Source organism: Paenibacillus sp. MMO-177 (genome assembly GCF_037147795.1).
GTDB lineage: Bacteria > Bacillota > Bacilli > Paenibacillales > Paenibacillaceae > Pristimantibacillus.
Genome location: NZ_JBBCUR010000013.1, coordinates 1 through 18,123 on the forward strand (window position 1 = coordinate 1; position 18,123 = coordinate 18,123).

Annotated in this window: 9 protein-coding genes; 3 read left to right on the forward strand and 6 right to left on the reverse strand. The window is 52.0% G+C overall.

The annotated features are described in order from the left end of the window. A partial coding sequence (locus WFK81_RS26970) for a hypothetical protein (RefSeq protein ID WP_336790071.1) occupies positions 1–661 on the forward strand: 661 nt, incomplete at its 5' end. Between the two features lie 17 nt (positions 662–678). Here WFK81_RS26970 and bcp read toward each other — a convergent pair. From bcp to WFK81_RS26990, 4 genes are read right to left on the reverse strand one after another with little or no spacing between them, the layout of a single operon-like run. Continuing rightward, on the reverse strand, positions 679–1,146 hold the full coding sequence (gene bcp / locus WFK81_RS26975; protein WP_336790073.1) for a thioredoxin-dependent thiol peroxidase: 468 nt from the start codon (positions 1,144–1,146) through the stop codon (positions 679–681). Positions 1,147–1,186: 40 nt separating this feature from the next. After that, the gene (locus WFK81_RS26980) at positions 1,187–1,978 is read right to left on the reverse strand and encodes an ABC transporter permease (RefSeq protein WP_336790075.1); all 792 of its coding nucleotides are present in this window, start codon (positions 1,976–1,978) and stop codon (positions 1,187–1,189) included. A gap of 6 nt (positions 1,979–1,984) precedes the next feature. Then, a complete protein-coding gene (locus tag WFK81_RS26985) occupies positions 1,985–2,779 on the reverse strand; it encodes an ABC transporter permease (RefSeq protein ID WP_336790077.1) in 795 nt (264 codons plus the stop codon). Continuing rightward, positions 2,776–3,858, reverse strand: a complete 1,083-nt coding sequence (locus WFK81_RS26990; RefSeq protein ID WP_336790079.1) for an ABC transporter ATP-binding protein — start codon at positions 3,856–3,858, stop codon at positions 2,776–2,778. The genes WFK81_RS26985 and WFK81_RS26990 overlap by 4 nt, the downstream gene beginning before the upstream one ends. A 253-nt stretch (positions 3,859–4,111) precedes the next feature. On the opposite strand from WFK81_RS26990, the gene WFK81_RS26995 reads away from it, so the two are divergent. Continuing rightward, the gene (locus tag WFK81_RS26995; RefSeq protein ID WP_336790080.1) at positions 4,112–5,167 is read left to right on the forward strand and encodes an LCP family protein; all 1,056 of its coding nucleotides are present in this window, start codon (positions 4,112–4,114) and stop codon (positions 5,165–5,167) included. A 584-nt stretch (positions 5,168–5,751) separates the two neighbouring features. Then, positions 5,752–7,062, forward strand: a complete 1,311-nt coding sequence (locus tag WFK81_RS27000) for a glutamate-1-semialdehyde 2,1-aminomutase (RefSeq protein ID WP_336790082.1) — start codon at positions 5,752–5,754, stop codon at positions 7,060–7,062. 495 nt (positions 7,063–7,557) lie between these two features. Here WFK81_RS27000 and WFK81_RS27005 read toward each other — a convergent pair whose 3' ends face one another. Beyond that, on the reverse strand, positions 7,558–16,203 hold the full coding sequence (locus WFK81_RS27005) for a hemoblobin-interacting domain-containing protein (RefSeq protein WP_336790084.1): 8,646 nt from the start codon (positions 16,201–16,203) through the stop codon (positions 7,558–7,560). A gap of 136 nt (positions 16,204–16,339) precedes the next feature. Continuing rightward, positions 16,340–18,121 (reverse strand): extracellular solute-binding protein, encoded by a 1,782-nt coding sequence (locus tag WFK81_RS27010; RefSeq protein WP_336790086.1) that lies wholly within the window; start codon positions 18,119–18,121, stop codon positions 16,340–16,342. Positions 18,122–18,123: the final 2 nt, after the last annotated feature.

Here is an 18,123-nt window from a genome sequence, read left to right on the forward strand (position 1 = left end):
ACTCACTGCAGCACGGTTTTTTCCTCTTATTCGCTCCCTTTCAACTCTCGCCATTCCACCACATCCGCTGCAGCACGGTTTTTTCCTCTTATTTGCTCCCTTTCACCTCTCTCCATTCCACCACATCCGCTGCAGCACGGTTTTTTCCTCTTATTCGCTCCCTTTCAACTCTCGCCATTCCACCACATCCGCTGCAGCACGGTTTTCTCCTCTTATTTGCTCCCTTTCACCTCTCGCCATTCCACCACACTCGCTGCAGCACGGTTTTTTCCTCTTATTCGCTCCCTTTCACCTCTCGCCATTCCACCACATCCGCTGCAGCACGGTTTTTTCCTCTTATTTGCTCCCTTTCACCTCTCGCCATTCCACCACACTCGCTGCAACACGGTTTTTTCCTCTTATTTGCTCCCTTTCACCTCTCGCCATTCCACCACATCCGCTGCAGCACGGTTTTTTCCTCTTATTTAGCTGCTTTCTCCCTCAGCACAACCACTCCGCCTTCCGCAAGTCGGTTTTTCCGTGTTACAGCAAGGGAAGTGGCGGCAGTATGGAGTTGGTGAGAGGTTATACGTCTGAAACACTGTTTTTCCGCCTACCGCCGGCCACCAAGCCAAACGCCATGAAGGCGCCTCGCGCACACAAAAAAAGACGGGCCCCTTAGGACCCGTCTTCCAATCGTTAAAGCTTTGCGGCCTCGTCCGCAACCTGCTGGACATGGCCTTTGATCTTTACGCCGCGCCACTCGCGGACAAGCTTGCCTTTCTCATTAATGAGGAAGGTGGAGCGGACAACGCCCATGTACTCGCGGCCGTACAGCTTTTTCATCTGCCATACGCCGTACTTCTCGCATACCTTGTGATTCTCGTCGGACAGGAGCAAGAACGGCAGGCTTTGCTTGCCGATAAACTTCTCATGCGACTTGACCGGATCCGGGCTGATGCCAAGCACGACCGTATTACTGTCCGCCATAGCGGGATACGCATCGCGGAAATCGCAAGCCTGCTGCGTGCAGGTAGGCGTATTGTCCTTCGGGTAGAAATAGAGGACAACCTTTTTCCCCCGGTAATCGCTTAGCTTCACCGTCTCGCCGTTTGATGCCGGCAGCTTGAAATCCGGCGCTTTTTTGCCTACTTCTATCGAACTCATAAACCACTAAACCTCCAATACCTGCCTTAACCTGCTTGGCCTACGAGCCCGCGCCGCGATACCGCTTGACGCCATGATTCCACAGCGCCAGCCCCAGCCCGAACACGATAACGCCCATAACCGGCGTAAACCAGGCCAGCTGAGACAGGTCATCCGCCTTTTTCTCCAGGAAGTACGATGCCGGAATAACGCCTACAAAGGCAAACGGAAGCAGCCAGGTCAGGACGAACCGAATCGTTTTGTTATAAATGTTGACCGGATAACGGCCATAGTTCTGTACGTTGTAAATAAGCGGTACGATGCCAGTCGGCGCATCCGAGAAGAACGATATCGCCGACAGCGCCGTATAGATCCCGCCATACACAAGCACGGCGCCAAGCACGAACAGCAGCATAATCAAGACATAATACCAATGGAACGCCAGTCCAAGATCATTCCAGCAGACAGCCATGATAACCGCCCCTACCACGGAGCCAATCAGGGACGGCGGATCCACGTTTTCGAGCAGCACTTGAAACAGGTTGTGGGCCGGACGCGTCAGGATGCGGTCCATCTCCCCTTTTACAATATAACGCTCGCTGAAGTTCCACATCCCGAAGAAGGTGGAGAAGATTCCGTACGGAATCATAAAGAAGCCGTATACGAAAATAACCTCCGACTCCGACCAGCCGCCAAGCGAAGGCGTATGCTGGAACACGACAAGGATGAAGACGAGGTTCATCCCTTGGAACATCAAGTCGGACAGAACCTCTACCCAGAAGTCGGCGCGGTAGGTCAGACGGGTTTTGGCGTAGTTTTTAATGTATTCCCAGAATAACGTTGCATACAGCATAACCGATCAACCTCCTTGCACGAACAGCCGCTTGCGGGCCGCACGCCAAGTAAACATAATGGGCACAAGCAAAATAGCGAACCACAACGCCTGAATTCCCAGAACTCCCCAAGCTTCGCTCATCGGGGTACGCCCGGTAAACACGGCGCTTGGCAAATACGTAATCGCCTGGAAGGGCAGCCATTCCATCGTCCCCTTCAGCCAGCCGGGGAAAAAAGCGATTGGTATAAGAACGCCGGAGAACAGGTCGACAAGCACCCGCTTCATCCGCATCATTCCCTCGTTATTTTCCACGAAGAAGGCCGCAAGGCCGGTCAAAATATTAAGCTGCGAGTTAATGAACAAGCTGAACAGCAGCATAATGAAATAAACAATCCATATGGCCGGATCCTTCGGCAGCTTGACCGGGAACAGCAGACAGACGATAACAAGTCCGGGACCCATAAAGAGGATCAGGCGGAACAAGCCTTCGCCAAGTCCCTGCATCATTTTGACGAGCAAATAGGAATACGGCCGGATCAGCTGCATGGCGATACTGCCGTCCCGGATATCATTGGCAATCTCGCGGTCCAGGTTATTGAAATAAAAGGCGCGCGCCATCCACGACACGGCAATATACGTCGTCATTTGAGCAAGCGTAAAGCCTTGAAGCGTCTCGGCCGAGCCGAAAATCGCTTTCCAGAGGAAGTAATACGCTCCAATATTAATCGCATAAATAATGATACCGCTATAATAATTAACGCGGTAAGCCAGCATGGTCAGAAACCGGATTCGAATAAAATCTACGTAAGCGCTCATCATCGGAGAGAAGTCTCCTTCTCAGGCTCCGCCTCGGCCTCCTGCTTTGGAGACTCGGCTTCCAGCAGCGTTGCGGCGGCAGATGCCGACGCTGAACCGGAGCGATAAATTTCGCGCACGATATCGTCGGTGTTGGTCTCGAGGATTTTGATATCCCGGATATCCGCTCCGCCTACGACTACGCCAAGCGCATCCGATACGTTAATCGTATGAGGCAGCCACATCGAGGCGCCCTGCTCGTTCATCGTCCAGGTGACATCCAGTCCTGCCGTAAGCAGCTGCAGCTTCGCAAGCGACGTTGGCGTGCCGAATTGGAACTGGATCTCGCGTCCTTTGCTCCAGCGGTTTTTCAGCTCCTCCAGTCCGCCGTCGTAAATAATCCGGCCGTCATCCAGCATAATGACACGCGAACACAAGGCTTCGATATCTTGAAGGTCATGAGTCGTAAGCAGAATCGTGGTCCCCTCTTCGCGGTTCAGATCCTTCAGAAACTCGCGGATTTCCGTCTTCACCACGATATCCAGACCGATAGTTGGCTCATCGAGGAACAGGATGGACGGATTATGGAGCAGCGAGGCAACAAGCTCGCAGCGCATCCGTTGCCCGAGGCTCAGCTTGCGGACAGGACGGTTCAGCAGATCGCCAAGATCGAGGCGTTCTACGAGGTTGTCCAGTCTTTTGCGGAAATCCTGCTCGGATACCCGATATACTTTGCGCAGCAACTGGAAAGACTCAATAACACCGATATCCCACCAAAGCTGGGAGCGCTGGCCGAAAACAACGCCAATCCCTCCGACAAATTTTTCGCGTTCTTTGTAGGGAACATATCCGTTCACCTTTAGTTGTCCGGATGTCGGTACCAGAATGCCGGTCAGCATTTTAATCGTAGTCGATTTGCCTGCGCCATTCTCGCCGATATAACCGCAAATTTCTCCTTGCGGAATTTGGAACGATATATCTTTAACGGCTGTAACCTCGTTGTATTCCCGTTTGAACAGGTCTTTCAGCGCGCCGGACAGCCCTTCTCTGTTCTTTTGTACTTTAAACTGCTTTCGCAGATCTTTGACATCAATCGCCAGCATAAGCTCGAATAATCTCCTCTCCGTTATGAACGGTCGACATTTCCCGGGGAATTATGAGTTTTTTCCAAGGGAAACGATAAAACTTGCGTCTATCTATCGTTCCGCTTTATAATTTTATGATATGTAATATTACATTAGTTATTGTTGTGCGTAAATGGCAGGCATCATCGATTCGGGAGCGATGGTTCGCCTGTCTGATTTGGGTTTACACACTTTTGCAGGATGAGTTGCTGAAAGGAGCACTACTACAGTCATGGCTACAAAAGCTAAAAAGAAAAGAAAACCTTGGAAATGGGTACTTAGCGGTTTTCTCGTAGTTATAGTTATTGCCATCGCTGGCCTGGTTTACTGGGGTACCGGCGTATATAATTCGTTAGACAATTTCAGCAAGAACAAAGAAGATTCCCGGTTTGGCCAATTCGAAAACAACACCACTGCTGAGGCGCCTCCGAAATGGGAGGGCAAGGAACGCGTCAATATTCTGCTTCTCGGCGGCGACGCCCGCGGTTTGGAAGAAAATCAGGTGCCGCGGTCCGATTCAATCATGATTGCATCATTTGACCCGGTTACGAAAAAAGCGCATCTATTCTCCGTCCTCCGAGACACTTACGTTGATATCGAGGGTCACGGCAAAGGCCGGATCAACACGGCCATTACGCTTGGCGGTCCGCAGCTGGCCATGAAGACCGTTGGCGACCTGCTTGGTCTCGACATTCAATATTATGTGTACACGGATTTTGAAGGATTCAAAGCCTTAGTCGACTCGATCGGCGGCGTATACTTCGACGTTGAGAAGGACATGCATTATACAGACAATGCCGACAAAAATAAATATGATATCGATCTGAAAAAAGGCTACCAGCTGCTGGACGGCGACAAAGCCCTGCAATACGTTCGCTTCCGCCACGACGCGATGAGCGACTTCACCCGTACCGAGCGCCAACGCGAATTTTTAGGCGCTGTAGCCGACAAGCTTAAATCGGGCTGGAACATCGTCCAGATGAAAAAGATTCTGGACAGCGTATCGCCTTACATCGAGACGAACCTCCAGGTTACCGATATGCTGAAGCTAGGCCAGCTGGGCGTAGATTCCCACTTGGCAGGCACACAGCAGGTTCCTCCAATGGACCAGATCGCCGAAGAGCATGTAGGCGGCGCAGCCGTAATAGGCGTCAAAGACCTGGATGAACTGAAAGCAACGGTTCAAGAGACACTGGCGAAGGACGATACAGAGACCACGCCATCCCCATCACCGGGCGCCGAGAACGGAACGGATACCACTACTACTAATAGTAGCACAACACAATAGGGATATAGATAAAGGGAGTTAGCTTTATAAATAGAAGTTAGATAAAAAAGGATCTTATCACTCACTCGCTGGCTGGCTGGCGAAATGGTAAGGTCCTTTTTCTTGAGCAACAGAGATGATTCGTGAGACTATACGTTTCCTGCTCAACAGAGATGATTTGCCGGATCGGAAGGTATTTTGGCAAGGACCATCCTTTCCCCGCGACGCTGGATTTTGCACAGCAAAATCACCTCGAATTTAATAAGGTGTTACTTTACGTTGGATTCGTTCCAATTAAATAAACTCAAAACCTGTCTTTCCTCACATTACAGGACAATTTCATTGGAGGAAATCCAATGAAGCGAAGCACAATGCTTTTTTGAGTTACATTCTGCTGTATAAAATTCAACGTAGTATCTACCCGTGGTTAATCTTTAAACGTTCGAGTCATTTATGTGATTAAAAGCTTCGCGTAACACTGGCGCGCAGCATGACTTTGCTTTTTGCTCCGACTGCGCGATAATGGGAAGTGTCGATTTTTCTTCATTCAGGCTGCTTGCGCACGCAAACGGCTTACATATTACGAACTACGGAGGATTTCTTTCATGTCTATGCAACGCAAACGTTCAGAGGCGCTTTACGAGGAAGCGCTGCAGCATATCGTTGGAGGTGTCAACAGCCCGTCCCGCTCTTACAAAGCGGTTGGCGGCGGTGCGCCGGTGTTTATGAAGCGCGCGGAAGGCGCCTACTTCTATGATGTTGACGATAACCGCTATATCGATTATTTGGCGGCTTACGGTCCGATCATTACGGGACATGCCCATCCTCATATTACCGAAGCGATTGTCCGGGCAGCTCAGAACGGAACTTTGTACGGTACGCCTACCGAGCTTGAAATCCAGATGGTCCGCATGCTGAAGGAAGCGATTCCTTCTTTGGATAAAGTCCGCTTCGTTAACTCCGGTACCGAGGCCGTCATGACAACCATCCGGGTTGCGCGCGCGTTCACGAAGCGCAATAAAATCATCAAGTTCGCCGGCTGCTACCACGGTCATTCCGATTTGGTTCTGGTTGCGGCAGGCTCCGGCCCTTCTACGCTTGGCATTCCGGACAGCGCCGGAATCCCGACAAGCATTGCTCATGAAGTGATTACAGTGCAGTTTAATGATCTGGATGCGCTGAAGGAAGCGCTGGAGCGCTGGGGCGACGATACGGCCGCCGTTATGGTGGAGCCGATTGTCGGCAACTTTGGCATGGTTATGCCGAAGCAGGGATTCCTGGAAGGCCTCTGCAAAATGACTCGCGAAGCCGGCGCTCTTGTTATTTATGACGAGGTTATTACGGCGTTCCGCTTCCACTACGGCACTACGCAGACGTTTAATGTGTTCCCCGATTTCAAAGCCATTGAACCGGATCTTACCGCACTTGGCAAAATCATCGGCGGCGGACTCCCGATTGGCGCTTATGGCGGCCGCAAGGAGATTATGGAGCAGGTTGCTCCGCTGGGCCCAGCCTATCAGGCAGGAACCATGGCGGGTAATCCCGCTTCCATCTCCGCCGGAATCGCATGCCTCGAGGTGCTTCAGGAAGCAGGCGTCTATGACCGCATGAACGATCTGGCGACAACGCTCTCAGACGGTCTGCGCGTTTCGGCAGCGAAGCACGGCATTCCGCTGACGGTCAACCAGATCCGAGGTTCGTTCTCGACCCACTTCTGCAACCATCCGGTGACCAACTATGATGAAGCGCAGGATACCAATGGTGAGATATTCGGCCGCTTCTTCAAGCTTATGCTGGAGCAGGGCATCAACCTGGCCCCTTCCAAATATGAAGCGTGGTTCCTGACCACTGCCCATACCAAAGAAGATATCGAGACTACTCTTGCAGCAGCGGAGCATGCCTTCTCGAAACTTTAATAGATAAAAAAAGCTGTCCCCGCACTGTGGGGACAGCTTTTTTTATCTATTCCATGCATAAGCACACACACTTAGCCGCCCTGATATGCAGATAAGACCCTCCGAGGGTCTTAAGCTCGCCATTTCCACTTCTCTCTCTTCTGATAAGACCCTGCCAGGGTCTTATCGCGTTGCAGCGCCGCATCATCAGGCATTTGCCTACGGTCTGTTATGCAGATAAGACCCTGCCAGGGCCTTATCTCACCTTTTTCACTGATCGCTCTTCAAATAAGGCCCTGACAGGGCTTAATTGCGTGGGCGGGCCACCTCAACAGGCATTTGCCTACGGTCTGTTATGCAGATAAGACCCTACGAGGGTCTTATGCTCACCTTTTCCACTGATCGCACTGCTGATAAGACCCTGCCAGGATCTTATTGCTCCACTTGCGCGCACCCTTGCGCCGCATAAAAAAGCTAAAACCCCGCAATTTGCGGGGTCTTAGCTCTAGCAACTTATCAGCTGTTATAGATCTCGATCTCGTATAACGAAGGACCGTATGGAGCAAAGCCCTTCTCCGTTACGTAGATTCGTACATATTGACCTTGCGCAGGAGCAGCCAGGTTAATCGTCTGCTTCAGGCCTGCTCCGCTAAGGGACTGCCCGTCAATCGTATGAACCGTCGTCCAGCTCGCGTTATCCGTCAGATCCGCACCCGGTTGAGCCACTTGAATGTCTAACGACTTGCCGTAAGCTCCCTCCCAGTTCAGAACAAGCTTGCTGAAGGACTCTACGGCACCAAGATCCACATAAATCCACTCCGGATGGTTATCCGTGTTTGTTGTCCAATCCGCTCCCCATCTTGTGCCGGGATCGCCGTCTGTAGCTTCAGCCGCCAGGAATGCGCCTTGTACGGAGGAAGCAACCGCCGTCTTGCCAAGAGCGAGGTTCACATCCGCCGCGATGGCTTGCGTTACTTCATTGTCCGCGTAACCGGCTGCCGTTACCGTAATCGTATAGCTGCCTGCCGCAGCGAATACGGTTGAGTTCAGCGTGATTTTGCCTGCCGCAACCGTGTACTGGCTGGCCGCAAGAGCGGCGTTGTTTACTTTAACGGCCGTAATTGTGCTTTCCCATGCGGAATCGCCGGTAAAGGCAAGGTCAATGCTATTGCCAACCTTATTATTGGTCGAATCCGCTGTCAAGGCTGGGCCAAGCGGCAATACCGGATCGGGATTCGACGGATTGCCGTATACTTCAACCTCCCATAACGAGTAGCCCCATTGCGTGCCTCTTGCCGTACCGTAGATCCGCACATGGCGTGCTTCTTCGCCGTGCAGCGTAATATTGTCGATACCGCCGTTGCCGGAAGGCTCGGTAAAGATGGTGGTCCAGTCGTTATCGCCCGGCGTTTCCGCCGAAGAGACTTGAACCGTATACGTCTTGCCGTAAGCCCCTTCCCAGCTCAGCGTTATGCTGTCCAGCTTGTAAAGCTTCTTCAGATCAAGCGAGATCCACTGCGGGTCCTGTGCAGCGCTCTCCCATCTTGTTCCGGCCTTGCCGTCAATCGCGTTAGACGCAGGCTGATTGTTCGTCGATGCGGTTGCGGTGCTGCCAAGCGCGATGTTCTTCGCATTGGTCTTCACTTCCTGCGACACTTCCGCTGCCGCATAACCATTAGCCAGGATGGCGATCGAATACGTCTTGATCGATGGGAACAGGGATGCGTCAAGCGTGATTTTGCCTGCTGCAACCGTATATTGGCCTGTATTCACGGACGCCCCGTCAATCGTAATGCCCGTAATCGCGCTTCTCCAAGCTGCATTATCCGTAAAGGTCAGTTCGATCGGATAGGTCAGCTTATTATCCGTCGAATCCGCTGCCACCGTTGGCGGGGACACCTTCTCGCGGACGGCTACTTCATCGATATAAATCGTATGCTCGCCGGATGGTGTTGTGATGTCCCCGCTAATCACGTTACCAAGCAAGTATTTCACCGTCAGCGTCATGTCGGCGGTTGGCTTTAATACTTTCGTGTAGACCGTAGAAGAGTCTCCTGTAAGATTGAACAGCACCTGCTGATTGCCGCTGTAACCTGTCAGTTCGACCAGAATCGGGCGGTTAACGGTCGACCAGGCTTTAAAGCTTAATTCATACGTTTTGCCGGCTTTCAGCTTGATGCCGGATTGCATGAACTGCGTGGACCACGTATACGGAACGCTCCATTGAGGATCCAAACCGCCGTTATAGTTGATTTGGATTGCCACCTTCTCGTCCTCTACCGAAATCGAAGAGTAGTCATCGGCTCCTTTCCACGATTCCCAGTTAGCCGTACCGTTCGTAAAGCTGCCGTTCAATACGAGGTTGCCATCTCCGGAGAAAACTTGCTGCGTCAGAACAGTATCGCCGTATCCGGTGGCAGCTACCTTCACCTGGTAGTTGCCGTCAACGGAGAAGACGTCCGCATGAAGCGTCAACGTACCTGCTGCAACGGTGTATTGCGAAGCCTTAAGAGCCGCACCATTTACGGATACCGATGTAATAGCGCCTCTCCAGGCAGCATCATCCGCAAAAGGAATCGTGATCTCTTGGCCAGCGAGATTATCCGTGCTGTCCGCTACCATCGTTGGCGGACGCTTCACCGGCGCATTTTCCACTTCTAGCACAACGTTGTCGATCCATACGGTACCAACTGCTCCACCCGGTGTTTTGCCGAGCATGATCTTAAGAGCAAGCAGCTCGTCGGCTGTAGGACGAACCGTAAACTTCATATGCGTCCAGTCCGTGCCAACCGCTTGCGCGCCGGAATCAAATCTCCGGACGTACGAGGCATTTTCCAATGTCGCCTGCAGGTCGCGTGCCACGGAGGCTTTTACGTCAAACTCCAGCGTATAGGTTAAGCCCTTCTTGAAGCTCATGCCGCCTTGAATCAGCATATTGCTGTAAGGCTGGTTGCCCAGGCTGGTGACATTGATTTTCGCGGCGCCATTCTCCGCGGAAAATTGCGCAGCTCCGCCATCCTGCGTATTTTGCTCCCAGTTCAGAAGGCCGGCGAAGAAATCGCCGTTCTTCAGCGGGAACAGATCCACGCCCGTGAAGTCGAAGTTGTTATTCGTCGTGCGAATCAGGGAGACGTTGTCGATTGCAACATCCGCGTCATTGCCGCCTAGTCCAAAGACAAGCTGCCCTTCCTCATCCGTTACGCCAACCAGCATCGTAAAAGCGAACTCCTGATTGCCCATTGCCGTGCCGATGGCAAAGTCCTTCGAAGCATAGACCGTATGGCCGTCTTTGCTTACGAATGAAACCTTAATGGAACGCCCCGATTCCGCAGAAGCCTTGAAGTTCAGCTGATAGGAATCGTTTTGCAGCAGATTGATTCCTTTTTGCGTCAGCGTAATGTCCGAAGGGCGGTCTCCGCCGTTTGCGATGGCTGCTTCGAGTTGTCTTGCTTCAGGGTCAACCGAAGCCGAAGCATTCGCGTCGCCTGAAGTTTCAAAGTTCCAATAAGTCATGCGGTCCATCGATCCAAGATCGAAATTGCCGTTGTACACATGCTGGCCGTTGCCAAGCGGCGCTTTCGCCCCGTTTTGCTCGGATACCGCGTCAACCTCTTCGATCTTGATATTGCCGATCCATACCGTATTGGTATTGAGGCCAAGATTAAGCTCAAGCCGCGCGGCAAGGTCGGTATCGTTATTCATCAGGAAGCGGTTTTCATAATGCTTCAGATTGGTTGTCAGCGCGGCATCGAAATTATCCGAATAAGCGCCCCAGCCGTTATCCGCATCGCCGCCTACCTTCAGACTGATGTTTCTTGGAGCCGATGCTTTGGCGTCAAAGCTGATTTTGTAAGCATGGCCTTTCGTAATGGTTGCATACTGAATCAATTGCAGAGCGTAATTCTGGTTGCCGCCGCTGGTAATCGATACTTTGGCGAACTTATCGTCGCCTATGGTATCAACGACAGCAGAGCCTGCCCCGCCAAAGTCCGGCGTATGCAGGAAGTTCCAGTAGTTCGCGTCAAGCGTCTGCGTGGAATCCGCAATATCGGTCAGGCCATGCTCGAAGTCCTGATCGACAATCGCTTTCGCATTAGCCGGAATCTCGTCCTTCGAATCCGGTTCTACCGGCGTACGGTAAGGACGGCCCGTCAGTTCGTAGGCGCGAACATAATCCACTTCCATTTGGGCTGGCAGATTGCTGTCGGCCGGAAGACGATTGCCGTCAAATTGACCGCCAACGGCCAGGTTCAGGATAATATAGAACGGTTTATCAAACGGCGCAGGATAAGCGTATTTATCCGGCTGATCGGCTCCCCAGCTGTTCCAGTTGTTAACCGCCTGATAAAGATTGCCGTCCACATACCAGCGGATCTCGCCCGGCTCCCACTCTACCGAGTAGGTATGATAGCCGGAGATCGATTCGCCTTCAGGGAAGGTGTACGCCGCACCCGTTGCTTTATTGTTCGGTGCGTTCTTGCCGTAATGGATCGTTCCGCCGACTTCATGCGGCAGACGGCCTCTCGCCTCCATAATATCGATCTCGCCGGAGGCCGCCCAGCCGCCGTATTCGCTGTCACTCGGCATCATCCAGAAGGCCGGCCAAAGGCCTGTTCCTTCCGGCAGCTTCATCCGGGCCTCGAATTTGCCGTAGGCTTTCGTAAACGTATGGCTGGTCCAGAGACGGCCGGACGTATACGGCTTGCCGTTAAACGTCTCTTTTTTCGCGGTAATAACCAGGTTGCCTGTTTCCGGATCAACGGCAATATTTTGCTTGCGGTAGTATTGCTGCTCGTTATTGCCCCAGTCCGCAACGCCATATTCGGAGCCGTTGCCCTCCTGATAGCCCCATTTCGTCAAGTCGACGCCGTTGGTATCGGGATTAGCAGCATTTCCGTTAAACTCGTCAGACCAAACCAGGCTCCACATTTGCTGCCCTTCAATGGTTTGCGTCACTTGACCCAGCTCGTAACCGGATGCCGCAATAACGATAACGTGATCGCCTGCCGTTGCAAATGCGCTTGCTTTAATCGTAATGCTGTTTGCTCCCACCGTGTAATCTTCTGCCGCAAGAGCTTTTCCGTCCACTGTGATGGCCTTAATTGAACTGCTCCAGCCTGACTGGGATGCAAAGGTCAGCGTAATGTCCTTGCCCAGGCTGTTGTCCGTTACATCAGGCGTAACGATTGGAGCGGAAGGGAGTCGGATATCATTTGCAAGCGATACCTTTTCTCCCAATGCTTCCTTGGCGCCTTTCCGCTCGAAGCGGACGTTGTCGATCAAGACGTCATGAGCGGCCAATGCATCGCCATTCTTGCCTAGGAGGAACTTCAAGCCTACCGTATCATCCTTAGGCATCGTAAACTCGAAGGAGTAGCTCTTCGTTGTTTCGCCTAGCGTTAATTTTTGATTCATATAACGGGTATAAGTGCCGTTCTCCGCAATAACCTCAATGGTTTTGGCCATTGTAGATCTTGCATCAAAAGTTACGATATAGGTATTATCCTTCTTCACCGGAAGCGGCTCTTGGAAGAGCATCACATCCCAAGGATTGGCGCCTACATTCTCGATATTGATCTTTGCCCTGCCGCCCGTAAAATCAAACGTTGCCTTCGAAGTGCCGTCATATACGCCTTGGATATGTTTCGACCAGTTCGCTTCGCCGTCCGTGAAGTAACCGTTCTTTAATAGGAAGGCTTTCTCGCGGGCGCCTTTGATTTCCACGCGTACATTGTCCGCGTAGACATCATGCGCGCCTGCCGGATTTGTTGCTTGCTTGCCGAGCAGCACTTTAAAGGAAGCTAACGTATCTGTAGTAACGGGCAGCTCATACGTAAAGGTCTGATAGTCTGCCGTCAAATGAACCATCTTCGAGAGCAGACGGTCCGTAGCATTATCGATGACAATTTCAGCGTCGCGTGGAGCCGAGGATTTGAGATCAACGGATACGACATACGTGTTGTCCTTATGCAGACTGAAATTGTTTTGCATCAGCATGACATCCCAAGGATTGTTGCCAACGCTGCTTACGTTAACCTTCATGCTTCCTGCTTCTTCGTTATAGCCGGTCACTTTATCCCAGCCGTCATAAAAGCCTTGCACGTGCAGGTTCCACGATGCTTTGCCGTTCGAGAAGTCTCCATTCTTCAGCGGGAACTGCTCGGAGAGCGGCAAATCGCCGATGCCATTGTTGGTCAGACGGGTCATCGCCACATTATCAATGGTGACATCCGCATCGCTGCCGCCAAGCATAAAGACGAGAATCGCTTTGTCGTCGGCGGCTGCCGCGGAGTTGAAGTTCACCGTTTGCACAGCGGATTCGCTAGTCAGGTTTACCTCAATGGGGTCGACCACATTCGTGCCGTCCTGCTTCTGAATGCCAACCTTAATCGTACGGCCGGAGGCTGCGCTTGCTTTAAATTTCACTTGATAATCGTTGTTCGGGATCAAGTTGACGCCTTTTTGCAGCAGGGTAATGGAAGAAGCGCCTGTTCCGCCGCTTGTAATATTCGCCTTGAATTCGCGGTCTTCCGGATTAACGGAGGCCGTTGCCGCCGCACCGTCCGATGTATTGAAATGCCAATAAGTCAGGCGGTCCAGACGTCCAAGATCAAAGGTACCGTTGTATATATGGTTGCCGCCAATCGGCTCTTTCGCCGCATCCTCGTTATACGGATCCGGTGCGTCCACTTCCTCCAGCTTCACGTTGCCGATCCAGACCGGGTTGGTGTTCAGGCCGATATTTAGCTCCAGGCGAGCCAGAACATCCGTATCGGCAGCCATCTGGAACGTCATGCTGTACGTCTTGAATTCATCGGTCAAGCTTGCCGACAAGACGTCGGAATACGTTGCCCAGCCGCGGTCGGCGCCGCCGCCGATCTTGGCTGACATTGTCCGGTTCGTGCTGGATTTGGCATCAAAGGAAAGCTTGTAGTATCTGCCTTTGCCTACGGTAACGTTCTGAATCAGCTGCACGGAATAGTCCTGCGAGCCTCCGGCTGTAATGTCCGCTTTGGCATACGTTTTGCCGCCAATAACGTCGGTTCCGATGGAGCCATTGCCGTTATAAGTAGGGACATGCACGAAGTTCCATTTTTCCGGATCGAGCGTATCTGTGTCCGTTGCTACGGTCTTAAAGCCATTCGCGAAATGGACATCATGCACGTAGTTGCCGTCAATGGCCGGTTTATGATTAGCAGGCAGCGCCTCTTGTTCAACCTTTGGCTCTTCAAGGCCTTCCGCCCCATACCCGCCTTTCTTATCGTAGACGCGGACATAATCAACTTCCATCGTCCGGGCGTTGTCGTCCAGCGGCATCTTGCCGCCGTCGAAGTTACCGCCAACCGCCAGGTTCAAAATCATATAGAACGGCTTATCAAAAGGCGCCGGATAAGCATATTTGGCCGGTTGGTCAATGCCCCAGCTGTTCCAATTGTTCTGCGTTTGATAGACAACTCCGTCTACCAGCCAACGGATTTCGCCCGGCTCCCATTCAACGGCATACACATGCTCGCCGCTAAAATCCGTTCCGTTAGGGAAGTTATATTTGTTGCCCGTATAACGGTTTCCCGGAGCTGCTTTGCCGTAATGGATCGTTCCGGAAACTTCGCCCGGCAGTCTGCCGACCGCTTCCATAATATCGATCTCGCCGGAGGACGCCCATGTGCCGTATTCGCTTGTTGCCGGCATCATCCAGAACGCTGGCCAGAAGCCTTGCCCCTTCGGCAGCTTCAGCTTCGCTTCAAACTTGCCATAGGCTTTGGTGAACGTATTCTGAGTGAAAATGCGGCCTGATGTATAAGGCTTGTTATTGCCGTTTGCTTCTTTTTGAGCCGTAATCACAAGCTTGCCGTCTTCTACCTTCACATTATCCGCTTCATAGCTTTGTTGCTCGTTGTTGCCCCAGCCGTCAAGGCCGTATTGCGAACCCGTGCCAAGCTGATACCCCCACTTGTCGAGGTTTACGCCATTGGTATCAAGGTTGCTGCCTTTTCCGTCGAACTCATCGCTCCATACGAGCTCCCACTCGTCCGGACTTGGAGTTGGCGATGAAGATGGCGATGGACTTGCACTTCCGCCGCTGCCGCCGCCATTTTGACTATCTACTTGCGACTTGCCTTTGTTAAGCTTATTGCCGTTTAAGGTAGAACCATCCGTTTGGTTGTTCAAATGGCCGATATCCGAATTTTTCGTTTCCAGTACCGTATCGGAATTCAAATCCATCGTTCCGACCTCCGAGCCGTCAACAACGACGCGGACCGGACCTTCCTTCTTATCAACAACGATATTCGGCGTCTGAACATTATTCAGGTGAATACTATGCACGCCGCCGCCGCTGATATAGATGGTTCCTTTTACTTCCGTGTTTTTCAGCGTAAAATCGCCTTCGCCAATCCCTGCGGTCAAGTAAAGATTTCCGCCAATCGCCGAATTTTCGATCGTTACGCCGTCAAGGTTCACCAGCCCGTTGCCTGCCAGCTTCTGATCCTTGTACGTTTGCGCCTTCACATACACTTCGCCTGCAAGGCGGCTTAACAGAACAACCGCTTCCGCACGCGTAATCGACTTAAGCGGCTGAACCGTCCCGTCCGGGAAGCCCTTCAAATAACCCCCGCTTACCAATTGGCCCAGCGGCTCTACCGCAAATGCGCCAACTTGCGCTTTATCATTAAACGCTACAAGCGGATCAGCGCCTGTTACTGGCGGCAATCTGAACAGTCCTGCAGCCATTTTTGCCGCCTCTTGTCTTGTAATTGGCGTATTTGGTTTAAAGGTTCCATCCGGATAGCCGTTAATAAAGCCTGCTTTCTTCCCGATCGACACCGGATCGGCATACCACGCGTTTGCCACTACATCCGAGAAGCTGTTCTCTCCTTTTGCCGTAAAACCAAACAAGCTGTTAATCAGTTTCGTAAATTCCGCGCGCGTAATGCCTTGCTCCGGCTTAAACGTTCCGTCCGGATAGCTGTTAACGAGGCCCTTGGATGTCCAATCCGTTATCTGCTGCGAAGCCCAATGCCCCGCAACATCCGGCGCGGCAGCATTAGTGGCTGCCGCAGCCGGATCCGAAGCCGCAAATACGGCAGACGGCACATAGCCTAAGACAATAACGACCGACATCACTAACGACAATAACCTTCTCGTTCTTTTTCTAGTCAACACTGTTTTCCCCTCTCGAGCAAGATGACCAGGGTGACTGTTCTAGTTGTAAACGTTTTCATTATTTTCAAAAAAGGATAACCGGCAAAAGAAAAGGAACGCCTGGCGTAAATATGGCGTTCCTTATCCTGTTGCTAGCTTACTTCGAAGCCGAAGCGTACCAATCGTTAACTTCCTTCGTTACTTGGTCGCCGCCGGATTTTTTCCAGTTCTCTACCATGGTATCGAACGAATCTAGCGGTGCTTGACCGTAGATGATTTTGGAGTACGATTCGTTAACCAGCTTGTTCAGCAATTCGTTTTTGGACTTCATCGTTTCCGTCAGAGGACCTTGGAAGTAGTTTTTCATGCGGATATCTTTTTGATCCATAACAATCTTCATCGCTTCCAGGTTTTCCGGTTTACGAACAGCTTTTGTCTGCTCTTCGTATGGCGTTGTTGGAGCTTCGCCGTTATACAGCTTAATCATAGTGTCTGCATACAGAGCCGGTTGACGAGCGCCTTCGAATGTCAGCGAGTAGTAGATTGGCTCTACGAGATGCGTGCGGTCCGCATAGTTCGGGAACAGGTCCGGATATTTTTGCGGATCCTTCGTGATCGTGCCGTCCGGCAATTTAGCCCAGTCGTAGCCTTCCGCGAAGCCGTTTTCGAACTCGCTGCCTTTTTGCGGGTTCGCCCAGTTATCGAAGAAGAAGTTGTAGTAGCGGAGCAGCGCTTCAGGATGAGCCGCCTTTTTGTTGATCAGCATCCAGCCGTTAACGGACGGGTTGCCGCTTTGGGCGCCGATTTTACCGTCTGGACCGGCAGGGATCGGATAAGCTTTATATTTCGCGCCGGGAACGTTGTTGATCAGATCGCCAAACGGCCAGTCCGGCAGCCAGTTACGTCCTACGATTGCGCCCGCTTGACCTTTCGTGAAGAATTCGGAGCCTGAAGTGTCATCCTTCAGACCGGAGTCCTTCGAGATCCAGCCTTTATCCATCCAGTTTTTCAGCGTTGCCAGAGCTTGCTTGGCAGCCGGATCCACGGATCCGTATGTCAAGGTGCCGTCAGCCGCTTTGTTCCATTGGCCTGGCATTGTGCCGTAAGCGCCGAACAGCCAGCTTACGTCCGTCATCCAGTTCAGGAAGCCGTTTTTGAAGCCGAGTGCCATACCGAATGTATCCGGCTTGCCGTTGCCGTCCGGATCTTTGTTGGTGAATGCATCCATGATGGCTTCCAGGTCTGCAACCGTTTTTGGAGCTTGAAGACCCAATTTATCCATCCAGTCCTGACGCAGCCACAGCACCATATCGTCGTTGTAAGCATAATCAAGAACCGGAAGCGCCATTTTCTCGCCGTCGCGCGTTACCGGAAGGAAGGTATCGGGGTTCAGCGCCGCCGCTTTTTTGTACTCGTCGCCGGCATACTTGTCGAACAGCTCGTTAACTGACATGAATTGACCGGAATCAATCAGCATATTAACGGTTTCCATATCGCCGCGGTACGTAATAACGTCAGGCATTTTCTCGCCGGAGGAGAGCATCAGGCGAAGCTTCGTTTTGTAAGCGTCGTTTGTATCCGTTACAACCCAGTCGTATTTCACATCGATGCCAAGGTTGTCTTTCATATACTTTTGCAAAACGTTGTTTTCCATCGTTTCGCCCGTTTTGAAGAAGTAGTTCGTACCTACGCCTTTCACCGTTGTCAGAGTGATCGGCTCTACGTATTTCTTGCCGTCCCAGCCCGTCTCGTCCACACCGCTGCCCGCGTTGTCCGAGCCTGCATTGTTTGTTGCCGCCGCGTTGCCGGAGTTCGTTGCCGCAGGGTCGTTAGACGGCTTGTTGCCGTTATTATTGTTGTTTGATCCGCATGCCGCAAGGCTTGCCGCAAGCACGCCAGTCAACGAAACGAGCATAAGCTTTTTCATTGAATTACGCATTT